Annotated in this window: 14 protein-coding genes; 10 read left to right on the top strand and 4 right to left on the bottom strand. The window is 51.6% G+C overall.

Annotated features, from left to right (window positions below):
• Nucleotides 1-5 precede the first annotated feature (5 nt).
• Entirely contained in the window at nt 6-1,109 is a 1,104-nt protein-coding gene (locus PsW64_RS08360) for a FecCD family ABC transporter permease (protein WP_063303317.1), read from the top strand.
• Between the two features lie 9 nt (nt 1,110-1,118).
• A complete protein-coding gene (locus tag PsW64_RS08355; protein ID WP_063303316.1) occupies nt 1,119-1,931 on the top strand; it encodes a heme ABC transporter ATP-binding protein in 813 nt (270 codons plus the stop codon).
• 92 nt (nt 1,932-2,023) lie between these two features.
• On the opposite strand, the gene PsW64_RS08350 is transcribed toward PsW64_RS08355, so the two are convergent.
• Complete coding sequence (locus tag PsW64_RS08350; protein WP_063286297.1) at nt 2,024-2,239, bottom strand: hypothetical protein; 216 nt, start codon at nt 2,237-2,239, stop codon at nt 2,024-2,026.
• Nucleotides 2,240-2,864: 625 nt separating this feature from the next.
• Here PsW64_RS08350 and PsW64_RS08345 point away from each other — a divergent pair.
• From PsW64_RS08345 to PsW64_RS08335, 3 genes are all read left to right on the top strand, one after another.
• Nucleotides 2,865-6,431, top strand: coding sequence for a hypothetical protein (locus tag PsW64_RS08345; RefSeq protein ID WP_063303315.1), 3,567 nt, complete (start codon nt 2,865-2,867; stop codon nt 6,429-6,431).
• Between the two features lie 91 nt (nt 6,432-6,522).
• Nucleotides 6,523-8,277: a type I secretion system permease/ATPase gene (locus PsW64_RS08340; protein WP_063303314.1), complete on the top strand. Its 1,755-nt coding sequence runs from the start codon at nt 6,523-6,525 to the stop codon at nt 8,275-8,277.
• Nucleotides 8,277-9,590: an HlyD family type I secretion periplasmic adaptor subunit gene (locus PsW64_RS08335; RefSeq protein ID WP_063303313.1), complete on the top strand. Its 1,314-nt coding sequence runs from the start codon at nt 8,277-8,279 to the stop codon at nt 9,588-9,590. Before PsW64_RS08340 ends, PsW64_RS08335 begins: the two co-directional genes overlap by 1 nt.
• 99 nt (nt 9,591-9,689) lie before the next feature.
• Here the strand turns inward: PsW64_RS08335 and betB are convergent, their stop codons facing one another.
• Genes betB through betI form a run of 3 tightly spaced genes read right to left on the bottom strand, consistent with a single transcriptional unit; the run spans nt 9,690 to nt 13,489 of the window.
• Entirely contained in the window at nt 9,690-11,153 is a 1,464-nt protein-coding gene (gene betB, locus PsW64_RS08330; RefSeq protein ID WP_193757772.1) for a betaine-aldehyde dehydrogenase, read from the bottom strand.
• Nucleotides 11,154-11,201: 48 nt separating this feature from the next.
• Nucleotides 11,202-12,851 (bottom strand): choline dehydrogenase, encoded by a 1,650-nt coding sequence (betA, locus tag PsW64_RS08325; protein ID WP_063303311.1) that lies wholly within the window; start codon nt 12,849-12,851, stop codon nt 11,202-11,204.
• Between the two features lie 35 nt (nt 12,852-12,886).
• A complete protein-coding gene (betI, locus tag PsW64_RS08320) occupies nt 12,887-13,489 on the bottom strand; it encodes a transcriptional regulator BetI (protein WP_063286301.1) in 603 nt (200 codons plus the stop codon).
• A 272-nt stretch (nt 13,490-13,761) separates the two neighbouring features.
• Between betI and PsW64_RS08315 the strand changes: the two genes are divergently transcribed.
• From PsW64_RS08315 to PsW64_RS08295, 5 genes are all read left to right on the top strand, one after another.
• Nucleotides 13,762-14,718 carry a choline ABC transporter substrate-binding protein gene (locus PsW64_RS08315; protein ID WP_063286302.1) on the top strand — a complete coding sequence of 319 codons (957 nt, stop codon included), beginning with the start codon at nt 13,762-13,764 and terminating at the stop codon, nt 14,716-14,718.
• Nucleotides 14,719-14,924: 206 nt separating this feature from the next.
• Nucleotides 14,925-15,773, top strand: coding sequence for a choline ABC transporter permease subunit (choW, locus tag PsW64_RS08310; protein ID WP_057463116.1), 849 nt, complete (start codon nt 14,925-14,927; stop codon nt 15,771-15,773).
• Nucleotides 15,770-16,813 (top strand): choline ABC transporter ATP-binding protein, encoded by a 1,044-nt coding sequence (choV, locus tag PsW64_RS08305; protein WP_063286303.1) that lies wholly within the window; start codon nt 15,770-15,772, stop codon nt 16,811-16,813. The genes choW and choV overlap by 4 nt, the downstream gene beginning before the upstream one ends.
• Before the next feature lie 200 nt (nt 16,814-17,013).
• Nucleotides 17,014-18,162, top strand: coding sequence for a DUF898 family protein (locus tag PsW64_RS08300; protein WP_063303310.1), 1,149 nt, complete (start codon nt 17,014-17,016; stop codon nt 18,160-18,162).
• 2 nt (nt 18,163-18,164) lie between these two features.
• A complete protein-coding gene (locus PsW64_RS08295; RefSeq protein WP_063286305.1) occupies nt 18,165-19,283 on the top strand; it encodes a M48 family metallopeptidase in 1,119 nt (372 codons plus the stop codon).
• Nucleotides 19,284-19,301: the final 18 nt, after the last annotated feature.

Below are 19,301 nucleotides of genomic sequence, written 5' to 3'. Positions count from 1 at the left end.
CGGCAATGAGTGAGATGACACTGTCTGAGGCGTTCAAGTCACTAGTAACCCATGCAAAAACAAGCAGAGAAATCTGCCAGCAGTACGCTGTTAAGGCGCTAACCCTGTTGCTTTTGGTGGCCTGCTTCGTGTCGTTGGTCGTGGGGCCAACAGAGGTTTCAGTCTCACACATATTCGGTGCGATTGATTACTGGCTCTTTGGTGATGAAACCGCACTCACGCTCCGAGACAAGGTCATTCTGATGGATATTCGTATGCCAAGAACGGTTCTTGGATGCCTTGTCGGTGCCTCTCTTGCTGCTTCCGGTGCGATGATGCAAGGCTTGTTCCGAAACCCCCTTGCTGATCCGGGTTTGGTGGGAGTTTCATCAGGTGCAGCCCTCGCCGCAGTCTGCGTGATCACTCTGTCTTCCGGTTTGCCTGCATGGATTTTGGATGGCTACTCGGTCTATCTCCTTCCGTGGGGCGCTTTTGTCGGCGGTGCTGCAACAACCGCCCTGCTCTACAAAGTCGCAACCCGTCGAGGTCAAACCTCCATCGCGACCATGCTGCTGGCTGGCATTGCGCTTGGCGCATTATCTGGTGCTGTCACAGGGTTTCTCGTTTTCGGTAGCACAGACGAAGAACTCAGAGACCTGACATTCTGGGGCATGGGCGGACTGGGAAGTTCCACGTGGCCAAGAGTTTGGTCCACACTTCCGTTTGCTCTGGCTGTGCTCGCTTCTCTCCCATTCATCGCAAAAGGTTTGAATGCATTTCTGTTGGGTGAAGCTGAAGCCTTTCATCTGGGGTTCAACACACAGCACCTCAAACGTTTGATTATTATTCTGGTTGCGGGTGCAACCGGAGCCTCTGTTGCGGCGGCTGGTGCAATTGGCTTTGTCGGGATTGTTGTGCCCCACGTCTTGAGACTGCTCATTGGACCAGACCACCGCTTCCTCCTGCCATCCTGTGCATTGCTCGGTGCATCCTTACTGGTTGCCGCTGATGTTGTTGCCAGAACGGTGGTCGCGCCTGCTGAACTGCCAATCGGCATCATCACAGCAATCATTGGCGCACCTGTGTTCCTTTCCATCCTGCTTGGCCGCAAAAACCAAGTCCAATTGTGAGGATCCCAGATGCTTGAGGCAATAAACATCACGGTAAGCGTTGGCACAAAAAAACTTCTCCGAGACATCTACTTCCGCAGTTGTCCGGGAGAACTGACAGTAATCATCGGCCCCAATGGCGCCGGCAAGTCGACGCTTCTCAAATGCCTGACGGGTGATTTGTCGCCACCGGAAGGCGACGTAATGCTGGATGGAACGTCTATCTGGTCAGTCCCCGCAGTCGAGCTTGCAAGCCGCCGCGCGGTATTGCCTCAAAGCTCACAACTGTCTTTCCCGTTCTCAGTTGAAGAGGTTGTTATGCTGGGTCTGGTCTCCGGCAGTCATGGCCTAAGCGCAAAGCAACTACGTCCACGCGTTCTGGAAGCTCTGGATCGTGTCGGCCTCACAGCCTACCTGAACAGGTACTATCAGGAACTGTCTGGCGGTGAAAAACAGCGTGTTCATTTGGCTCGTGTGCTTTGTCAGGTTTGGGAACCAAGACAAAATGACCGTGCCAATTATCTGTTTCTGGATGAGCCGACTGCGAGTTTGGATCTAAAGCACCAGATCGACGTACTGGAGACAGGCCGCAAATACGCGAATGAAGGCGGCGGTGTTATCGCAGTCCTTCATGATATCGATCTGGCCTGCGTCTATGCCGACAAGATCTTTGTGCTGAACCACGGCAATCTGGTTGCCCACGGCACGCCACAGGATGTTGTGACAACTGACCTACTCCGCTCGGTCTACCACCTTGATGACCGAATGCTGGAAACCAAGTGGGGCCATCTGGCAAAGGGCCGGAACCTCGGCAAATCCTGGTCAGAGCTACGTCCGTCCTAAGTACAACATAATCACGCTTTGCGGCCTGCGTTCCTGGATGGGCAACTCAGGCCGTTTGCTGTTCTGACTATACAAAAGCAGAGCAAGCGCCCTTAAAGATCGTCCCGCCGCTTAAGGCGCTCTTTCTCGATCTTCTCTTCTTCTTCACGAATGAGATTAAGCGGGTGGAGGGAAAACTCCCCTTTGATCGGTGCTTTGCGCCTGAGAACTCTGGAGCGGGCAGACCACCTATTTTTCACGGCAAGAAACAAAAGGGCAATGGACGTAAAGCACAGAGCCAAAGCCATGCTGATAGCGATCGTGGCCATAGCTTCCTCCCAGAATGAACTAGTCACCATTCTCATTTTGGGGGCAAATGCCGGTCACTAAAATCAGCAATGTATGCGGGTAGAATTTTAGGGATTGTTTAGGCACTTTGAGTCGGAAGCCTGATAGTGCGTTCAGCACCTGTGATATCCGCATAATTCACAAGAATGTGTAAGTACATATCCTAAAGTAATACAAGCCAAATAAGGCAAATAAGGCACCTTAAACGCCAATAAAATACCAAAGATCTTTCTAAATCAATAGAATCGTTAAGCCGCGGAAATACTGAGAGAAAACAGAATCGTCAGATTCTAAAAACGGTATTCTGTGATGTAAAACATTGAATCGCAGAGATTTTTTTAAATTCGTCTGTAATAAATACTCCATTTTTCTTTCGAAATTTGGCCCCAATTTCCAGAAAAATCAGCCTCGTCGAACGCGGAAGCGATCAGAAGCACTGCAAACAATGCGCTGTTGGAAACGCAAAGATCAAAATTGCAGTCAGATCGCATCAACGTTCGTTTTTAACGAGAGCGGCTCGGTGAGCCTTCCGGACCTTAGCAATTCGGCTTGCTCCTTTAATTTCGGAGTTGTCTGGGACCTCTCAATAAAAACTGAGGGAATACAATGGACTATCGTGGCACATATGACGAATTCCGTGACGCATTGCGGGCTTTCGAATCCGGTTGGGATCGCGAAAGATACAACGACGGCAGAATTCAGGATTGGCAGCTCACTGAATGGGCAGGCGGTCCGGTGCAAGACTTCTTTCCAGAGTATGACAGTTGGGGGGATCTGAACGACGACCAATGGAGTGCGATGTCTTATCGCTCCACCAACTCACTTGGGTTCGTCGGCTACCAGTTCGGTGAAGCTCTGCTTATCGATCTGGGCTACTATGATGATGATGTCTTTTACGGCAACGGCGCATCCACTAACACTTGGGATGGCACCTGGACCGGTAAAAACGGCGTCGACTCACTAGAAGAGTTTATGACTCCTGAAGCACAGGAAGTTGCCATTCAGGAAGCATTTGGCTTCAATCTCCAGATTATCGAAAACGGATTGTCCAACAGCGGCCAGTCACTGGACGACTTTATTGGACAGGACTTTACCTACGAGCAGAACGGTCAGGATGTCAGCGTAACCCTCACACTGACGGGTATTTTGGCTGCTGCCCACTTGCGTGGCGCATACGGTACACTTGCTCTCCTGCAGGGCGGCAACGTTTCTCAGGATGAATACGGCACCTCAATTCTGCAGTATGTTGAGCAGTTTGGCGGCTTTGAAAGCCCAACTGTTGATGAAGCAATCGACTACTTCCAGGATCGCCTGACTGGTGAAGAAGGCCTGAACGGCACTCTGCCAGGTGTTGGTGTTCCAAAAGAAGATGCCGATGTGGTTGTCACATGGTCCTATGGTGAACAGGAAGTCGTCAACGACTTTGATACAGAAGATGGCGTGATCTTCGTTGACTGGATCAGTGCTGACCAGCTTGAAGTAACCGAGACACCAGACGGTGTGCTCTTCTCTATTCCGTCCAATGGCGGGCAGACGCTGCTCCTGGCCGGGGTTGCACTTGCTGACCTGACACTGGCAAACTTCTCCATTCAGGATGCATCAGCAGCTGAATTGATCAGAGACCTTGTTGGCGGAAACACTCAACCTGAAGAACCAACCGATCCTGTTGATCCGGTAGACCCTGTGGATCCGGTTGATCCCGTTGACCCGGTAGATCCTGTCGACCCGGTTGATCCAGGTGATGGTGACGATGGTCATGGTCATCCAGGCGATGGCGATGATGGGCATGGTGGCCATACTGGCGACATGTATATGCTCGGTCTGGACAGTGAGTCTCAGGTCATCGCAGACTTCGATCCATCCTCTGACATGATCCATATTCTGGAAGGTGTGACTGGCGAACAGTTTGAAATCTTCGAGGAAAGCGGTGACGCACTCGGACAAACAGTCCGCATCGTGATCACTGATCAGTTCGGTAACATCATGTCCACCACCATCTTCCAGGGTGTGACACTCTCCGATCTGTCTCTGGCAAACTTCTCTGTCGCAGAACAGTCTGCGTTCAACGAAGTTGTCTCTGCCATTGGCGAGACCGTTGAAGTGCCGGACCCAAGTCAGGGTGGCGGATACGAGCTTGTTTATGACAACGACGGTTCAAACCCACCAACAGTCACCGGCACGACCGATGAAGGTGGTTCCAAGTTCCGCGCTGACGTAAACGCAGACGATATCGTTGGCTTTGATCCTGATAGGGACGAGCTGGACTTCGGCGGAACATCTGTTCACGGCCTCATCGTGACCAAGTCTCCTGCTGGTGAAATTGTTCTCGACAGCCCGTGGAGCTCTTCTGCACAAATTGTGCAGGGCGTCACCTATCAGGATGTCGACATCTCAGACTTCGGAGTGGTCGGCAATGAACACCTCCGTCAAGATCTTGGTGGCGTGGTCTCTTGGGAACAAGGCGTGGGCCCTCGCGAAGACGACACAGTCTACATCCGGTCTCATGAGTACGGCGTACACGAAGTTATCTCTGACTTTGACCCATCATCCATGAAGATCAGCTTCCTGTACTACGGTACACGTGAGCGTCTGAGCGTTGAAGAAACTGACGACGGCCTGCTGATCTCTACTCTGCCAAGTGGTCAGAGCTTCCTGTTCGAAGGCATTTCCCTTGATAATCTGGTCCCAGGTCAGCTGGAATTCCACTTCGATCAGGTCATGGAAGATAACCTTGAAGTTCCATTCGGCTTTGATCAGGATGACGTGACCCTCGTCAGCCGTGAAGACCTGTTGACTCCGGAAGCACCAGCTGGCGACACAACGGATGGCCACCAGACCAGACCGGGTGACTTCGGTCCAACTGATCCGGTTGATCCAGTCGACCCAACTGATCCAGATCCGGACCCAGTTGATCCAGTCGATCCGGTTGATCCTGTTGATCCGGGTACAGGCACTCCGGGTCAGGTTCCTGGTGATGGTGTGGTCGTGTTCACATGGGCTTGGGGTGAAAACAGCGTTATCACCGACTTCAACCCAGCGGATCATAAGATCAGTATTGGTTGGATCAGTTCAGACCAGATCAGCTTCACAGAATCTGAAGACGGTCTTGTGATCTCCCTGCCATCAAATGGTGGACAGACCCTTCTGCTGGAAGGTGTGTTCCTTGAGGATCTGAATGCCGATAACTTCGACATCAAAGATCCATCTACATTGCAGGAAATCCTTGATCTGCTCAGCGGTGAAGGTTCACAGCCACCTGTCGACCCAACTCCGGACCCAGACCCAACCCCAGATCCTGACCCGGTCGACCCTGTAGATCCAGTGGATCCGGTTGACCCAGTTGATCCGGGCGATGGTTCACCTCGTGAGTTCACACTGGATTGGCAGTGGGGCAAGCAGGAAGAAGTTGCAAACTTCAACCCGGAACAGGATACCGTGAACATCGGTTGGATTGGCGGTGACCAGTTCGAAGTGGAACAGACCGACAATGGTGTGTTGTTCACTCTGCCGGGTAACGGTGGTCGGTCACTTCTGCTGGTTGGTATTGTCGTAGCCGATCTGACAGCAAACAGCATCATCGCAAATGATGCGGCTGCTCAGGCCAAGATTGATGACTTACTCGCCAATGCTGAAAATCTGGCAGATGTGGGAACTCAGTCCGAAGCAGAAAATGTGGAGACAACCTACATTCCAGAGGCTCCTGAAGCATCGACCACTGCACAGGAAGCAGCTGCTTCCAATGACAGAGATGATGATGCGGTTGCCGCTCCTGCTCAGGACGCTGAACAGGAAAATGGTCCTCGTGAGACTCAGAATGCTCCTGAACCAGCTCTTGCAGCTGCGGCCAACGGCAATGGAGCAATCGGAGGCGATACCGTTGAGATCAATTGGGATTGGGCATCAGAAGAAGTCATCACAAACTTCGACCCTGCAACCGACACCATTGATTTTGGTAATCTGAATGCATCACAGGTTCAGATCACGGAAGAGAACAACAGTGTTGTGATCGAGGTTTTGGACAATGGTGGCCACACCTACACCTTGAACGGCATTAACGTGGAAGACCTCTCTGCGGAGAACTTCGAAGCTGACGACTTCAACACCATAGTAACTGAAGACGGCGGAGTTGTAGATCAGATGCATTCGATTAATCAGGACGATAGCCTGATCTGATTGATGAGCTAATCAAAAGAACGTCTCCCTCCCGGTGAATACCGGGAGGGAGTTTCTTGCTTTAATTCCCAAAGCAATTGAGAGAAAGCTTATGCCCGACAGCCAAAGACAGAAAGAATCTGTAATCACCAGTGCATTCAGATCTCTAAGGTCCGCACTGGTTGGAATTGGTGGCGTCAGCATGCTGTTGAATATTTTGATGCTGACAGGACCACTCTTTATGCTGCAGGTCTATGACCGTGTGCTGGCAAGTGGATCGGTTCCAACGCTCGTCGTTTTGGCAACTCTTGTTGGTGTCCTTTTTCTTTTCTATGGAATTCTGGAAACACTCCGCAGTCGTGTTTTGTCCCGTCTTGGGCAACGTGTAGATGCCCAGCTCTCTGGTGTTTCCTACGAGATCTCAACGAGCCTACCACTTATTCTCGGCCCCAAAGGTGCAAAGATGCGCCCGGTTCAGGATCTGGATCAGGTGCGCAGTTTCCTTTCAGGCCCAGGCCCTGCCGCCATCTTCGACTTGCCGTGGATGCCACTCTATTTCGGTATCGTGTACCTCTTCCATCCCTATCTTGGCATGATGGCAATCGGTGGTGCGTTGGTCATTTGTGCGCTGGTTGGATTGAATGAACTTACCTCCCGCAGACCTTCGAGTGAGGCTGCAGCTGAAACAAACCGCCGCTCTGCTATTGTTGAAGCCAGTCGTTCCAATGCTGAAGTCATTCAGGCAATGGGCATGATGGAGACGATGAAGAACAGATGGCACAAGGGCAATGATGCCTACTTGGTCAAGCAACGCAAAGCAGGTGACCGAGCTGCCTTTTTCGCAACAGCCGTCAAAACCTTCCGCTTCATTTTGCAGTCCGCCATGCTTGGCATGGGCGCATGGTTGGTCATCCAGCAAGAGGTCACCTCTGGTGTCATGATTGCCTCTTCAATCATGTCTTCCCGTGCTTTAGCTCCCGTTGAGCAAGCTGTTTCCCAATGGAAAGGTTTTCTGGCAGCCCGACAAGGCCTCGCCCGTTTGCGCAAGGTAGTCGAAAATAAAGATGACACCAACAACGTGATGGAACTACCCCTTCCGCATCAGAAGATTGATCTGGACAGTGTGGCATGTGGTCCGGTTGGTATCCGTCAGCCAATCGTGCAAGGCATCTCGTTTAGTCTTGCGGCTGGCGAAGGTCTTGGCGTTATTGGCAAGTCCGGTTCTGGCAAATCAACCTTGTCTCGTTCGATTGTCGGCATCACCAATGCTCTGACAGGATCAATCCGGTTTGATGGCTCAGAGCTTGATCAATGGACGTCGGAGCGCATCGGTGAATTTGTTGGCTTCTTGCCGCAGGACATTCAATTGTTTGATGGCACGGTTGCGGAGAATATTTCCCGGTTCAAGGAAGACGTAAACCCTGATGAGGTCATTGAAGCCGCGAAAATTGCCAGTATCCATGAGTTCATCACAAGCCTGCCGGACGGTTACAACACGATTATTGGTAGTGGTGGTTATGCCTTATCTGGCGGCCAACGTCAGCGCATCGCCCTCGCCCGTGCCATGTATGGTGAGCCTTTCCTCATCGTTCTGGATGAGCCCAACTCCAACCTGGATTCTGAAGGTGAAGCCTGTCTGACCCATGCGATCAAGCTGATGCGGGGCCGAGGAAAGATCGTCATCGTGATTGCCCACCGCCCAAATGCGATAGCAGCGGTTAATAAGGTGCTTGTGCTCAACGATGGCCGACAAGCCGCTTTTGGTCCGCGTGATGAAGTTATGAAGCAACTTGTGACACCGGTTCAAACCCAGCAAGTCCCGCAAAAAGCAGCAATTAAAGCTCCGATCAAACGAGGAGCAGCATAATGTATAATCATTCCGAAAGTGACAAACAGATTAAGGGCAGCATTAGGTTTCATCTGATCTGCGCTGGTCTTCTGGTTGTTATCCTTGTCGGAGGCGCGGGCCTTTGGGGCGGCCTGATGGAAATTCGCGGTGCAATCATCGCTCCCGGTACCATTGTCGTTGAGACCAACACCAAGAATGTGCAGCATATGGAAGGCGGCATTGTCCGCTCCATCATGGTGACTGATGGGGATACCGTTGATGCGGGAGACACCCTGCTCCGCCTTGATGACACGGTGACCCGAGCCAACCTTGCTGTTGTGACCAAACAGCTCGACAACCTCTATTCGCAGGAAGCTCGCTTGATAGCTGAGCGTGATGGAGAGGAAGAAATTCTCTTCCCAACACGAGCCACAGATGACGCACATTCTCAGGTCCTGAATACCATTCAGGAAGGGCAACGTCGGATGATGGTCGCGAAGACTAAGAACCTGCGCGGCCGACAGGACCAGATGCGTGCTCAGATTCAGCAGTATAAGAAGCAGATTGATGGGCTGTCTCAACAAAGAGATGCCAAAGAAATTGAAATCAGCTTGATCGATGGCGAACTGGAAGACCTCAACAAGCTGCTGGCCAAAAGACTGGTTACCGAGTCCCGTGTTACAGCTCTCAAACGCGAGAAAACCAAGCTTCAAGGTGAATATGGTGACTTCATAGCCCAGATTGCCAAGACGGAAGAAGCCATCGCAGAGCGTAACATCCAGATCATGCAGATCGAAGAAGACGTTTTGACAAAGACACTGGAACAGCTTCAGCAAGTCCGGGCAGAGGTTGCCCAGCTTGAAGAAAAGAAGATTGCTGCACAGGACCAGCTGATGCGCATGGAAATCAAATCACCTCAGTCTGGCACGGTGCACGACCTGACCATTCACACCATCGGTGGTGTTATTGCTCCCGGTGAGGTGTTGATGCAAGTTGTGCCACGTGAAGACGTTCTGGTGATTGAAGCGCAGGTGCAGCCAATCGATGTGGATCAGTTGACGCCCAATCAGGAAGCAACGATCCGTCTGCCAAGCTTTGATCAACGCACAACACCTGAGCTGACAGCAGAAGTGAAGACGATCTCACCTGATCTTTTGGAAGACCCCAAAACCGGTCTCAGCTTCTATATGGCAGAGCTGACAATCTCAGAAAATCAGCTGGACAAACTGGGTGGTAAAAATCTGGTGCCGGGTATGCCGGTCGAGGCGTTCATTCAAACAGAAAACCGCACGGTGATCTCATACATCATGAAGCCAATGGTCGATCAGATCGCCCACGCAATGCGTGAGTAGGGACGCTGTGTATCGCCGAAAAATGGAAACCGGTTTTCGGATAAAGATACGCGAACAAATGCCCCTACTCTGCTCATTCACATTGATGGTTGAGGCTGTTTACCAGCCAGCCTCAACATCACCCATCTCTACATAGATGCTCTTAACCTGAGAGTATTGATCCAGCGCCCACTGACCATTCTCACGGCCAATGCCGGAGTTCTTGAAGCCACCGAATGGCATCTCGACCGGGGTCAGGTTGTAGTTGTTGATCCAGCAAGTGCCAGCTTCCAACTGATCAATCACACGGTAGGCACGCTGAATATCTTTCGTGAACACAGCAGCAGCCAAACCAAACTCGGTGTTGTTGGCGCGGCGGATCACATCAGCTTCATCATCAAAGTCCAGCACACACATCACAGGACCAAAGATCTCTTCGCAAGCAATGCGCATGTCGTCTTTGACTTCAGTAAATATGGTTGGCTCAACAAACAGGCCGCGACCAAGGCCAGCCACCTGCGGACGTCCACCACCAGCATAGAGAACCGCTCCTTCGCTCTGGCCAATCGCGATGTAGTCCATCACTTTCTCAAGCTGAGCTTTAGAGACAAGCGGGCCAAGTTGTGTGTCTTCATTCAGCGGATCACCAATAAGGATCTTCTCGGTCCGCTCTTTCAGACGCTTCAGGAACTCATCTTTGATGGAAGAATGCACGAATACGCGTGTGCCGTTGGAGCAAATCTGACCGGTGGAATAGAAGTTAGCATTCATCGCCGCAGCAACGGCATTGTCGATGTCACTGTCTTCAAAGATCACGATCGGAGATTTACCACCCAGCTCAAGGCTCATGTGCTTCAGCTGAGAAGCTGCTTTTTCAGCAACCTTCATACCTGTTGGCACGGAACCTGTCAGGGAAACCTTGGCAATTTCAGGATGCGACACCAAAGAAGCAGCTGCTTCACGGTTTGCCTGCACCACGTTGAACACACCATCCGGCAAGCCAGCTTCACGGAAGATCTCGGCCAGCTTGAGCGCAGAAAGGCAAGTCACTTCAGATGGTTTGAAGATCATCGCATTACCAGCGGCCAGCGCCGGAGCAGCTTTCCATGCAGCAATCTGGATTGGGTAGTTCCAAGCGCCAATGCCAAGGCAAATGCCCAATGGTTCGCGCTTGGTCAAGGCATAAGAGCCACCCAGATCAATGTGTTCGCCATTAGAGGTAGCTGCAACGCTTGCAAAGTATTCCAGCGCTTCAGCACCAGAAGCAGCATCAGCCACCAAAGTTTCCTGCAGCGGCTTACCCGTATCAAGCGTTTCCAGCTCGGAAAGCTCCCGGTTGCGTTCACGCATCAGGTCAGCAGCCTTACGCAGAACGCGGGAGCGCTCAGCAGGTGCCATGGAGCGCCAGATCGCAAAGCCAGTCCGTGCAGATGCAACAGCTTTGGTGATGATTGCCGGTGTCGCGGAGTGAACCCGTGCAATCACTTCCTGTGTTGCTGGATAAAGGCTTAGGATCTCCTCACCCATCGTATCTTCAACGTAAGTGCCGCCAATAAAGTGAGAGCCACCAGGCTGCGCACGCAGGGATGCATTTGTCAGGTTATCTGTTTTCGTCATTTCTTAATCCAACACTTACCGTTGTTCGTTCTGCCAGTTCGGGTGTATCCACGCCTGCTTATCACTGGCAGGAAGCATACCTTTTCCGAGAATATGGTCTGCAGCCTTCTCACCAACCATGATGGAAGGTGCATTGAGGTTTCCGTTTGTAATCTGCGGGAAGATGGAGCTATCCGCAACGCGCAAACCGTCAACACCAATCACACGACATTCGCTGTCAACCACAGTACTTTCGTCATTCGCGTCACCCATCTTACAGGTGCCACACGGATGGAACGCGCTCTCGACATGTTCTTTGATGAAAGCATTCAGTTGATCGTCGCTTTCAACGTCTTTGCCTGGTTGAATTTCCTTGCCGCGGAACGGATCAAACGCCTGCTGAGCAAAAAGCTCACGTGTCAGGCGAATGCACTGGCGGAAATCTTCCCAATCGTCTTCGTGGCTCATGTAGTTGAACAGCACGTTCGGCTTGTCCATTGGGTCCGCAGATTGCAGCGTCACCGCACCGCGAGACTTGGAGCGCATCGGGCCAACATGAACCTGATAGCCATGGCCTTCAGCAGCCGCCTGCCCGTCATAACGAACCGCAAACGGCAAGAAGTGGAACTGAATGTCAGGGTACATTACGCCCGCTTTGGAGCGAATAAAACCGCAGGTCTCAAAGTGGTTGGTGGTGCCCAGGCCAGATTTTGCCAGCTGCCACTGAGCTCCGATCACGCCTTTAGAGAGCAGATTCCAGTGCTTGTAGAGCGTAATCGGCTGAGTACACGCCTGCTGAATATAGAGTTCCAGATGATCCTGAAGGTTCGCACCAACACCCTTGCGATCTGCAATCACATCAATGCCCAGAGCTGACAGAGCAGCTGCATCACCAATGCCGGAATGCATCAGAAGCTTTGGAGAGTTGATGGAAGACGCAGAAACGACAACTTCGCGGGAGCATTTGACCTGATGTACTTGCCCGCCACGTACATACTCAACGCCAACAGCACGTTTGCCTTCCATGAGAATACGATTAACGTGCGCACCAGAGATAATCTCCAGATTTTCGCGGCCTTTGATGGGCCAGAGGTAGGCATTGGAGGCGGACCAGCGACGGCCATTGTGCACCGTCATCTCCATATCGCCAAAGCCTTCCTGACGATAACCGTTGTAGTCGTCAGTTTTGGCGTAACCAGCCTCTTCACCAGCCTGCACAAAGGCATCGTAAAGCGGGCTCCAGCGTGTACCGCGAGAGACGTAGAGCGGGCCGGACTTTCCGCGCCAGTCTCCGTCGATCTCGGTATTCTCAAGGCGCTGGAAGTAAGGCAAAACGTTCTGGTAACCCCAGCCTTTCGCCCCCATTTCCTCCCAGCTGTCAAAGTCGCAGGCATTGCCGCGCACATAGACCATACCGTTGATGGAGGAAGAGCCGCCAATCACCTTACCACGTGGCAAAGCAAGCTTACGCCCATCCAGATGCGGCTCAGGCGCACTCTCATAGCCCCAATCGTAGCGGGACATGTTCATGGGATAGGACAAGGCAGCGGGCATCTGGATAAACGGACCGATATCCGTACCACCAAACTCCAGCAAAACCACCTTGTTTTGGGGATCTTCCGAAAGACGGTTTGCCAGGGCGCATCCAGCAGAGCCGGCGCCTACAATAATGAAATCTGCAGTCATTGTATTCTCTTGGGCTTGAAGCCGTATTCCAGTTATTATTGTGTAGTTTCTGTCGTTTCAAAGCTGTCGAAACATTTCTTCACGTAGTCCTGAACCAGCATTGTTGCCGGTGACCCGTCAGGTCGGTTTGTCGTTAGCACGCATTGCAGCCAGAGCCCGTCAATCATCGCAGCTGTACCTTCTGCCGCTGTAATCGCCGTCTCTCGATCTGTGACGCGGTGGTATTCCGCAGTGAGGTTCGAGATCAGCCGTCGGTGGTAGATCTGAAGCAACCGGCGTGTTCCCGGTTCCGTTCGTGCCACCACATAAAACGCAAACCACGCCGAGATAACGGAGGGCTGAAACTGCTCATCGCTGAAGTTGGTATGGATGATCGCATCGATCCGCTCCATAGGGGTTTTCGTCTTCAGCAAGCGCTTGCGGGATTGCTTGCTCAAGTCCGTCAGCAAAAAGCTTATGGTCGCGTTGAAGACAGCTGCCTTCGAGCCAAAGTAGTGATGTGGCAGGCCCGTCGAAACGCCGGCATTCTTGGCAATATCTGCCATTGTTGTCGCTGCGTACCCCTTTTCATGGATCGCTTTGATCGTTGCCATAATTATCGAGGTTTTGCGTTCCTCTTCCATTCCGACCTTAGGCATTTGTGCCGAACTCACTCCAAGATTATTTTTATTGAACGTTCAATCAATAAAAATAGTTCTTAGAACATTTCGGAGCTTTTGAAAAGTATTGCACTCAGATTTATCGTAATTAATATCTGACGGAGAGGTTGCCTTTAGTCCATCGGGTGTTTATTAGCTTTAGTGAACGAAGGAATTTGAAAATTTAATTGTCGTCTAGGTAGTGTTTAGGACATGTTTTCTGCACAATTCTACGGCTCTATTAAATAAATATCGAAATTGGGGAGATTTACATGAGTGTTGCTAGTGGCCTGATAAAGAAACTTTCTACTTCTGCTTCAGTACTATTACTAATCACTGGGTCAGCTCTCGCCGCAGAAGCGGAAGCCTGTAAAACCGTACGCTTCTCTGACGTGGGCTGGACAGACATCACCGCAACCACCGCCACAGCAACGTCTGTGCTGGACGCGCTCGGTTACGAAACAGACGTAAAAGTACTTTCCGTTCCAGTCACTTATGCGTCTCTCGCAAACAACGATATTGATGTATTCCTTGGCAACTGGATGCCGACAATGGAAGCTGATATTGCGAAATATCGCGAAGCTGGCACCGTTGATACTGTTCAAACCAACCTGACTGGCGCCAAGTATACTTTGGCTGTTCCTAAGTATACCTATGACAAGGGTTTGAAGGACTTTGCGGACATCGCAAAATTCTCTGGAGACCTTGATGGCGAGATCTACGGCATTGAAGCAGGCAACGATGGTAACCGTCTGATCCTCGATATGATCGAGAAAAACGCGTTCGGCCTCAACAAAATCGACCTCGTCGAATCATCTGAAGCTGGCATGCTGTCCCAGGTCGCGCGTAAAACTCGCAAGAACCAGGACATCGTCTTCCTCGGTTGGGCTCCGCACCCAATGAACTCCAATTTTGAGCTGGAGTACCTCACCGGTGGTGACGAGTTCTTCGGTCCAAACTTCGGTGGCGCTGACGTTCTGACCAACACCCGCGCAGGTTACTCTGCTGAGTGTGCGAACATGGGAAAATTCCTTCAGAACCTCACCTTCTCCCTGCAGATGGAGAACGAGATCATGAACGGTATTCTGAACGACGGTGAAGAGCCAACAGACGCAGCAAAAGCATGGATCAAGAAGAACCCTGAGGCTCTTGATAAATGGCTTGCTGGCGTAACTACTTTTGACGGTAAAGACGGTCTTGCTGCTGCAAAGACTGCATTCGGCCTCTAAGGGTCATTACCGAGCATGAATTGAGAGGCGGATGCGATACACTCGCAGTCCGCCTCTTAGCGCATTATTCCAGAACACTCCGGCACCTGGAATAACCATTGCGCACTGGGGCAAGCTGCTTGTCGGTACCAATAATTTTGTATCCTGCCCTACAAATGAAATGACGTTAACGCGTTGACACACAATAACAAAATCTGAGGTTTCCCGTGGAGTGGCTAACAGAGCACAAACTACCCATCGGCAAATGGGCCAAGTGGGGAGTTGACTGGCTCACCGACAATGCAAGTGGCTTTTTCGATGCGATTTCCGTTGCAATCGAATGGCTCATCGACAGTGTACTATGGGTTCTACAAGCCCCTCACCCGCTCGGCATTGTGGTCATTGCCACAGCTTTGGCCTTTGTGGTCAGAAGATCCTTCGTCTTTTCAGCGTTTGTTGCGGTGAGCCTGCTGCTCATCATCAATCAGGGCTATTGGGATGAAACCACAGAAACGCTGGCGCTGATCCTCAGCTCCACCTTTATCTGTATGTTGATTGGTATTCCTGTCGGCGTTTACTCCGCGCATCACCCTAAGTTCTTCTCATGGGTACGGCCTGTGCTGGATTTGATGCAGACAATTCCAACGTTTGTCTACCTGATCCCCGCCCTGATCCTGTTCGGACTGGGTGTCGTTCCAGGTCTGATTTCAACTGTCGTCTTCGCCCTGCCCGCATCCATTCGCCTAACCCAGATTGGTGTTGCCTCCACGCCGCAACATCTGCTGGAAGCTGGTGAAGCTTTTGGCGCGACCTATTGGCAGAAGCTCTTTAAGATTGAGCTGCCATATGCGCTGCCAAACATCATGGCTGGCCTGACGCAAACCATCATGTTGTCACTGTCCATGGTTGTGATCGCCGCCCTTGTTGGTGCGGATGGCCTTGGTGTTCCAACACTTCGTGCGTTGAACACAGTGAACATCGCTAAAGGATTTGAGGTTGGTATTGCAATCGTGCTGATTGCTATTGTGCTTGACCGTTTCTTCAAAAGCTCAGAAGAAAAGGGCAGCAAAAAATGACCAATCCTGTTGTTTCCTTCAAAAACCTTTCCATTGTTTTCGGCGATCAGCCCGACGCTGCCCTGCCCTTAATTGATGCCGGCAAAAGCCGCGCTGAAATTCAGGATCAAACCGGCCAGCTGGTTGGGGTTGCCAACGCGACCTTCGACATCCAGCAGGGCGAACTTCTCGTTCTCATGGGCCTGTCCGGTTCTGGTAAGTCCACCCTGCTCCGCGCCATCAACGGCCTGAACAAGGTTTGCCGCGGCGAAGTGCTCGTTGCTGACGATGGCGAGCAGGTCAACCCAACCACCTGCTCTACCTCGCGCCTGCGCAAACTGCGCCGCGAACGTGTTGCCATGGTATTCCAGCAGTTCGGCCTGCTGCCTTGGCGCACCGTGCGAGACAATGTTGGCTTCGGTCTGGAACTATCTGGCATTCCTAAGACCCAGCGTCTGGAACGTGTCGAAGAACAGTTGGAACTTGTTGGTCTTGGCGGCTGGGGCGACAAATACGTGCATGAGCTTTCCGGCGGCATGCAGCAGCGTGTTGGTCTGGCGCGCGCCTTTGCAACAGATGCTCCAATCTTGCTGATGGATGAGCCGTTCTCTGCGCTCGATCCTCTCATTCGCAGCCGTTTGCAGGATGAGTTGCTGGAGCTGCAGGAAAGACTACACAGAACCATCGTGTTCGTGAGCCATGATCTTGATGAGGCCGCCAAAATCGGCAACCGCATCGCCATCATGGAAGGTGGTCATGTGGTGCAGATCGGCACTCCGCAGGAAATCGTGAAGAAACCAGCGGATGAGTACGTTGAGTCCTTTGTCGCGCACATGAACCCACTCAACGTTCTGCACGCTGAAGACATCATGACTGATCTCTCGCAGATGAGTGCTGATGTGATCGTGAGCGTTGAAGAGATGCCAAAGTGCACAGCAAAGCAGATGATCCGCGAAGTGATTGAGATGAAACGCCACAGCGCTGGTCCAATCGCGGTTTATCGCGGAGACCGCCCGGTCGGTATCATTCGCGAACAGGAAATCATGGACTGCTTCGTTTAGGACGCAGAATATTCATCGATTCTACACAGGCGCATCTGCAAAGATGCGCCTGTTTTTGTTAACCCAAGAAATCCTCAGGCATTCACGGCCTAAGAGTTGCTTTAGAAGAATAGGGCTCACTCAACCCTCGGGTGTTTGCATAATTTGACGAGTGGAATTACAGAGAAAGACGTTTTTATTTAAAAAATTTGGATCGTGCCATGACTATTGAAGTTGCTCAGGAAAATCCGGGTTCACCAAAGCGGAGTTATATTCTCTTTTCTGGTGGTTCGTTCTTCGCGCGGGTTATGAAGTGGGTCACCCTGACGGTTATCACGCTGGGTATCTATCGTTTCTGGGCGATGACTGGACTGCGCAGATCTCTCTGGTCTGCGACCCATTTGGAAGGCGATCATCTTCGCTACCATGGCACGGGCAAAGAACTCTTTATTGGTTTTCTGATTGCTCTGGCGATCCTAATACCGTTCTATGCGCTTGGTTTCGGCCTTCAGTTCATGGGCCTGATTGCAACAATCATTGGCTTTGCCATTATGTTTGTAGTCGGTTTTCTGCTCACGCCCTACGCCTTGTTCCGCCGCCGCCGATACCTGCTGACTCGCACAAGCTGGCGCGGCATTCGCTTCCACATGCAAGGCTCTGCGTGGCGTTATGTGGGCGCATGGCTCTTCTGGACCATCCTGTCAGTCATTACTCTGGGCATTGCTCTACCATGGCGTATGGCAAAGCTGGACAGAATGCTGGCAGAAGTCAGTTATTTTGGAAATCAGCAGTTTAGCTATTCTGCAACTCCAAAAAATTACTTTGATGCGCTGTTGCCAGCTTATGCGCTGGCTGTTGTCTTGTTCATTCCAATTGCGCTGATTGGTCCATCTGTATTTGCGGCTGCAATAATTGCTCCTATGCTCACATTTTTCACGTGGCCTTACATCGCGGCTGATATCTTCCGTCTGCAAGTCAACTCCACAAAGATTGGCGACGCTGGCTTTGAGAGCCATATCGGGGCTTCCAAGTTCTATGGCGCCTACATCATTCATGCTGTGATTGTTGGGGTTGGTGTTGCTATTGTTGGAGCAATCGGCACCTTGCTAACCTTAACTATTGGGGTCCAAATAGAGCCGGAGAGCGGCTTTTTCAGTCTGGCTTTCCTGCCAGTTTTTGCTCTTTATTATGGAGTGCTTCTGTTCGCCAATATGATGGTCCTTCAAGTCATGTTGTTTGAGTGGAAGATGAGCAGTATGGTGGTCATCAACGCCCACAGCGTAAAGGATGCGATTGCTGCTGGTGATTTGGAAAATGCAGTCGGCATGGGGCTTGCTGATACGCTTGATGCAGGGTTTGAAGTGATCTGACCATGAAGTTACTGCTTGGAAACGCTGAGTTTTTTGACGGCACTTCTGCTGCTGTACGCAACTGTCAGATCTGGTTTGACTACGATGAGATGGTCCTGACAGATCTGGCGGGCGATCAGGAATATGCGCGCTGGTTCGCGGCAAAGCTGCTCTGTGATTGGACATCTCAAACCGTCATGGTGGTAGAGCTGAACAAGCCAACAAGCACCGCTTACGTCAAAATCACGAATACAGAGACCGCGCAATCCGTTGAGCGCAAAATTCGTTTGGTAGCAGGCCTTCCAAAGCGCGAAAACACAAAGAAAATCGTGTTTGGCAGCTTGGCATCCATCGCCCTAATCGCGGTCGCTCTGATCTTTTTCCTACCTGTCTTCTCAAAGTACGCGGTTCACAACGTGCCGAAATCGTGGGAAGCAGAGCTTGGCAAGAGCGTTGAAGAAACACTGATCCCGGCCTTGAGTGAAGAGAAAATCTGTAAAGCCTCAACGGGTCAGGCTGCCTTGGAGCAGATGGCAAAGCGCCTCACAAAGGGCATGGACTTGCCGTTTGACCCGGTGATGACAGTGGTTGAAAGCAAAATACCCAACGCTTTCGCCCTTCCCGGCGGCAGGATCACCATTCTCTCCAAAACGTTGGAAGTGGTTGACAGTCCTGACGAACTGGCCGCCGTGCTGGCGCATGAGCTTGGCCATGTCAAACACCGTCACTCCATGCAGCAGCTGATAAACGTGGCGGGCACGGGAATCGTCTTTTCCATGTTCATCGGAGACTTCACCGGCGGCAGTATCGTTGCCAGTGTCGGGGAGTCTATGCTCGACAGCTCTTACTCCAGAGACATGGAGCGTGAAGCCGACCTTTTCGCTGTTCAGATGCTGGAAAACGCAGGCGTAGATTCCACCGGGCTTGCGAGCTTCCTTGAAAAGATCGCAGCAGAGCACAGTGAAGCCAATGCTCTCACACAGGCTCTGGGCTTCCTCTCCAGCCATCCGCCAACACAAGAGCGCGTGGATACGCTGAATGAGCTTGCCGACCCTGAGGCAAAGAAAACGCCCGTTCTCAGTGAATGGCAATGGGAAAGCTTGAAGAATATCTGCTCTGAAACCGCAGAGTTAAGCGCTTAAATTGCATGGCTGGGAACC

This window comes from Pseudovibrio sp. W64 (assembly GCF_001623145.1).
Taxonomy (GTDB): domain Bacteria; phylum Pseudomonadota; class Alphaproteobacteria; order Rhizobiales; family Stappiaceae; genus Pseudovibrio.
Note: the sequence above shows the minus strand (reverse complement) of the source record. Positions and strands in the feature narration are given on the sequence as shown.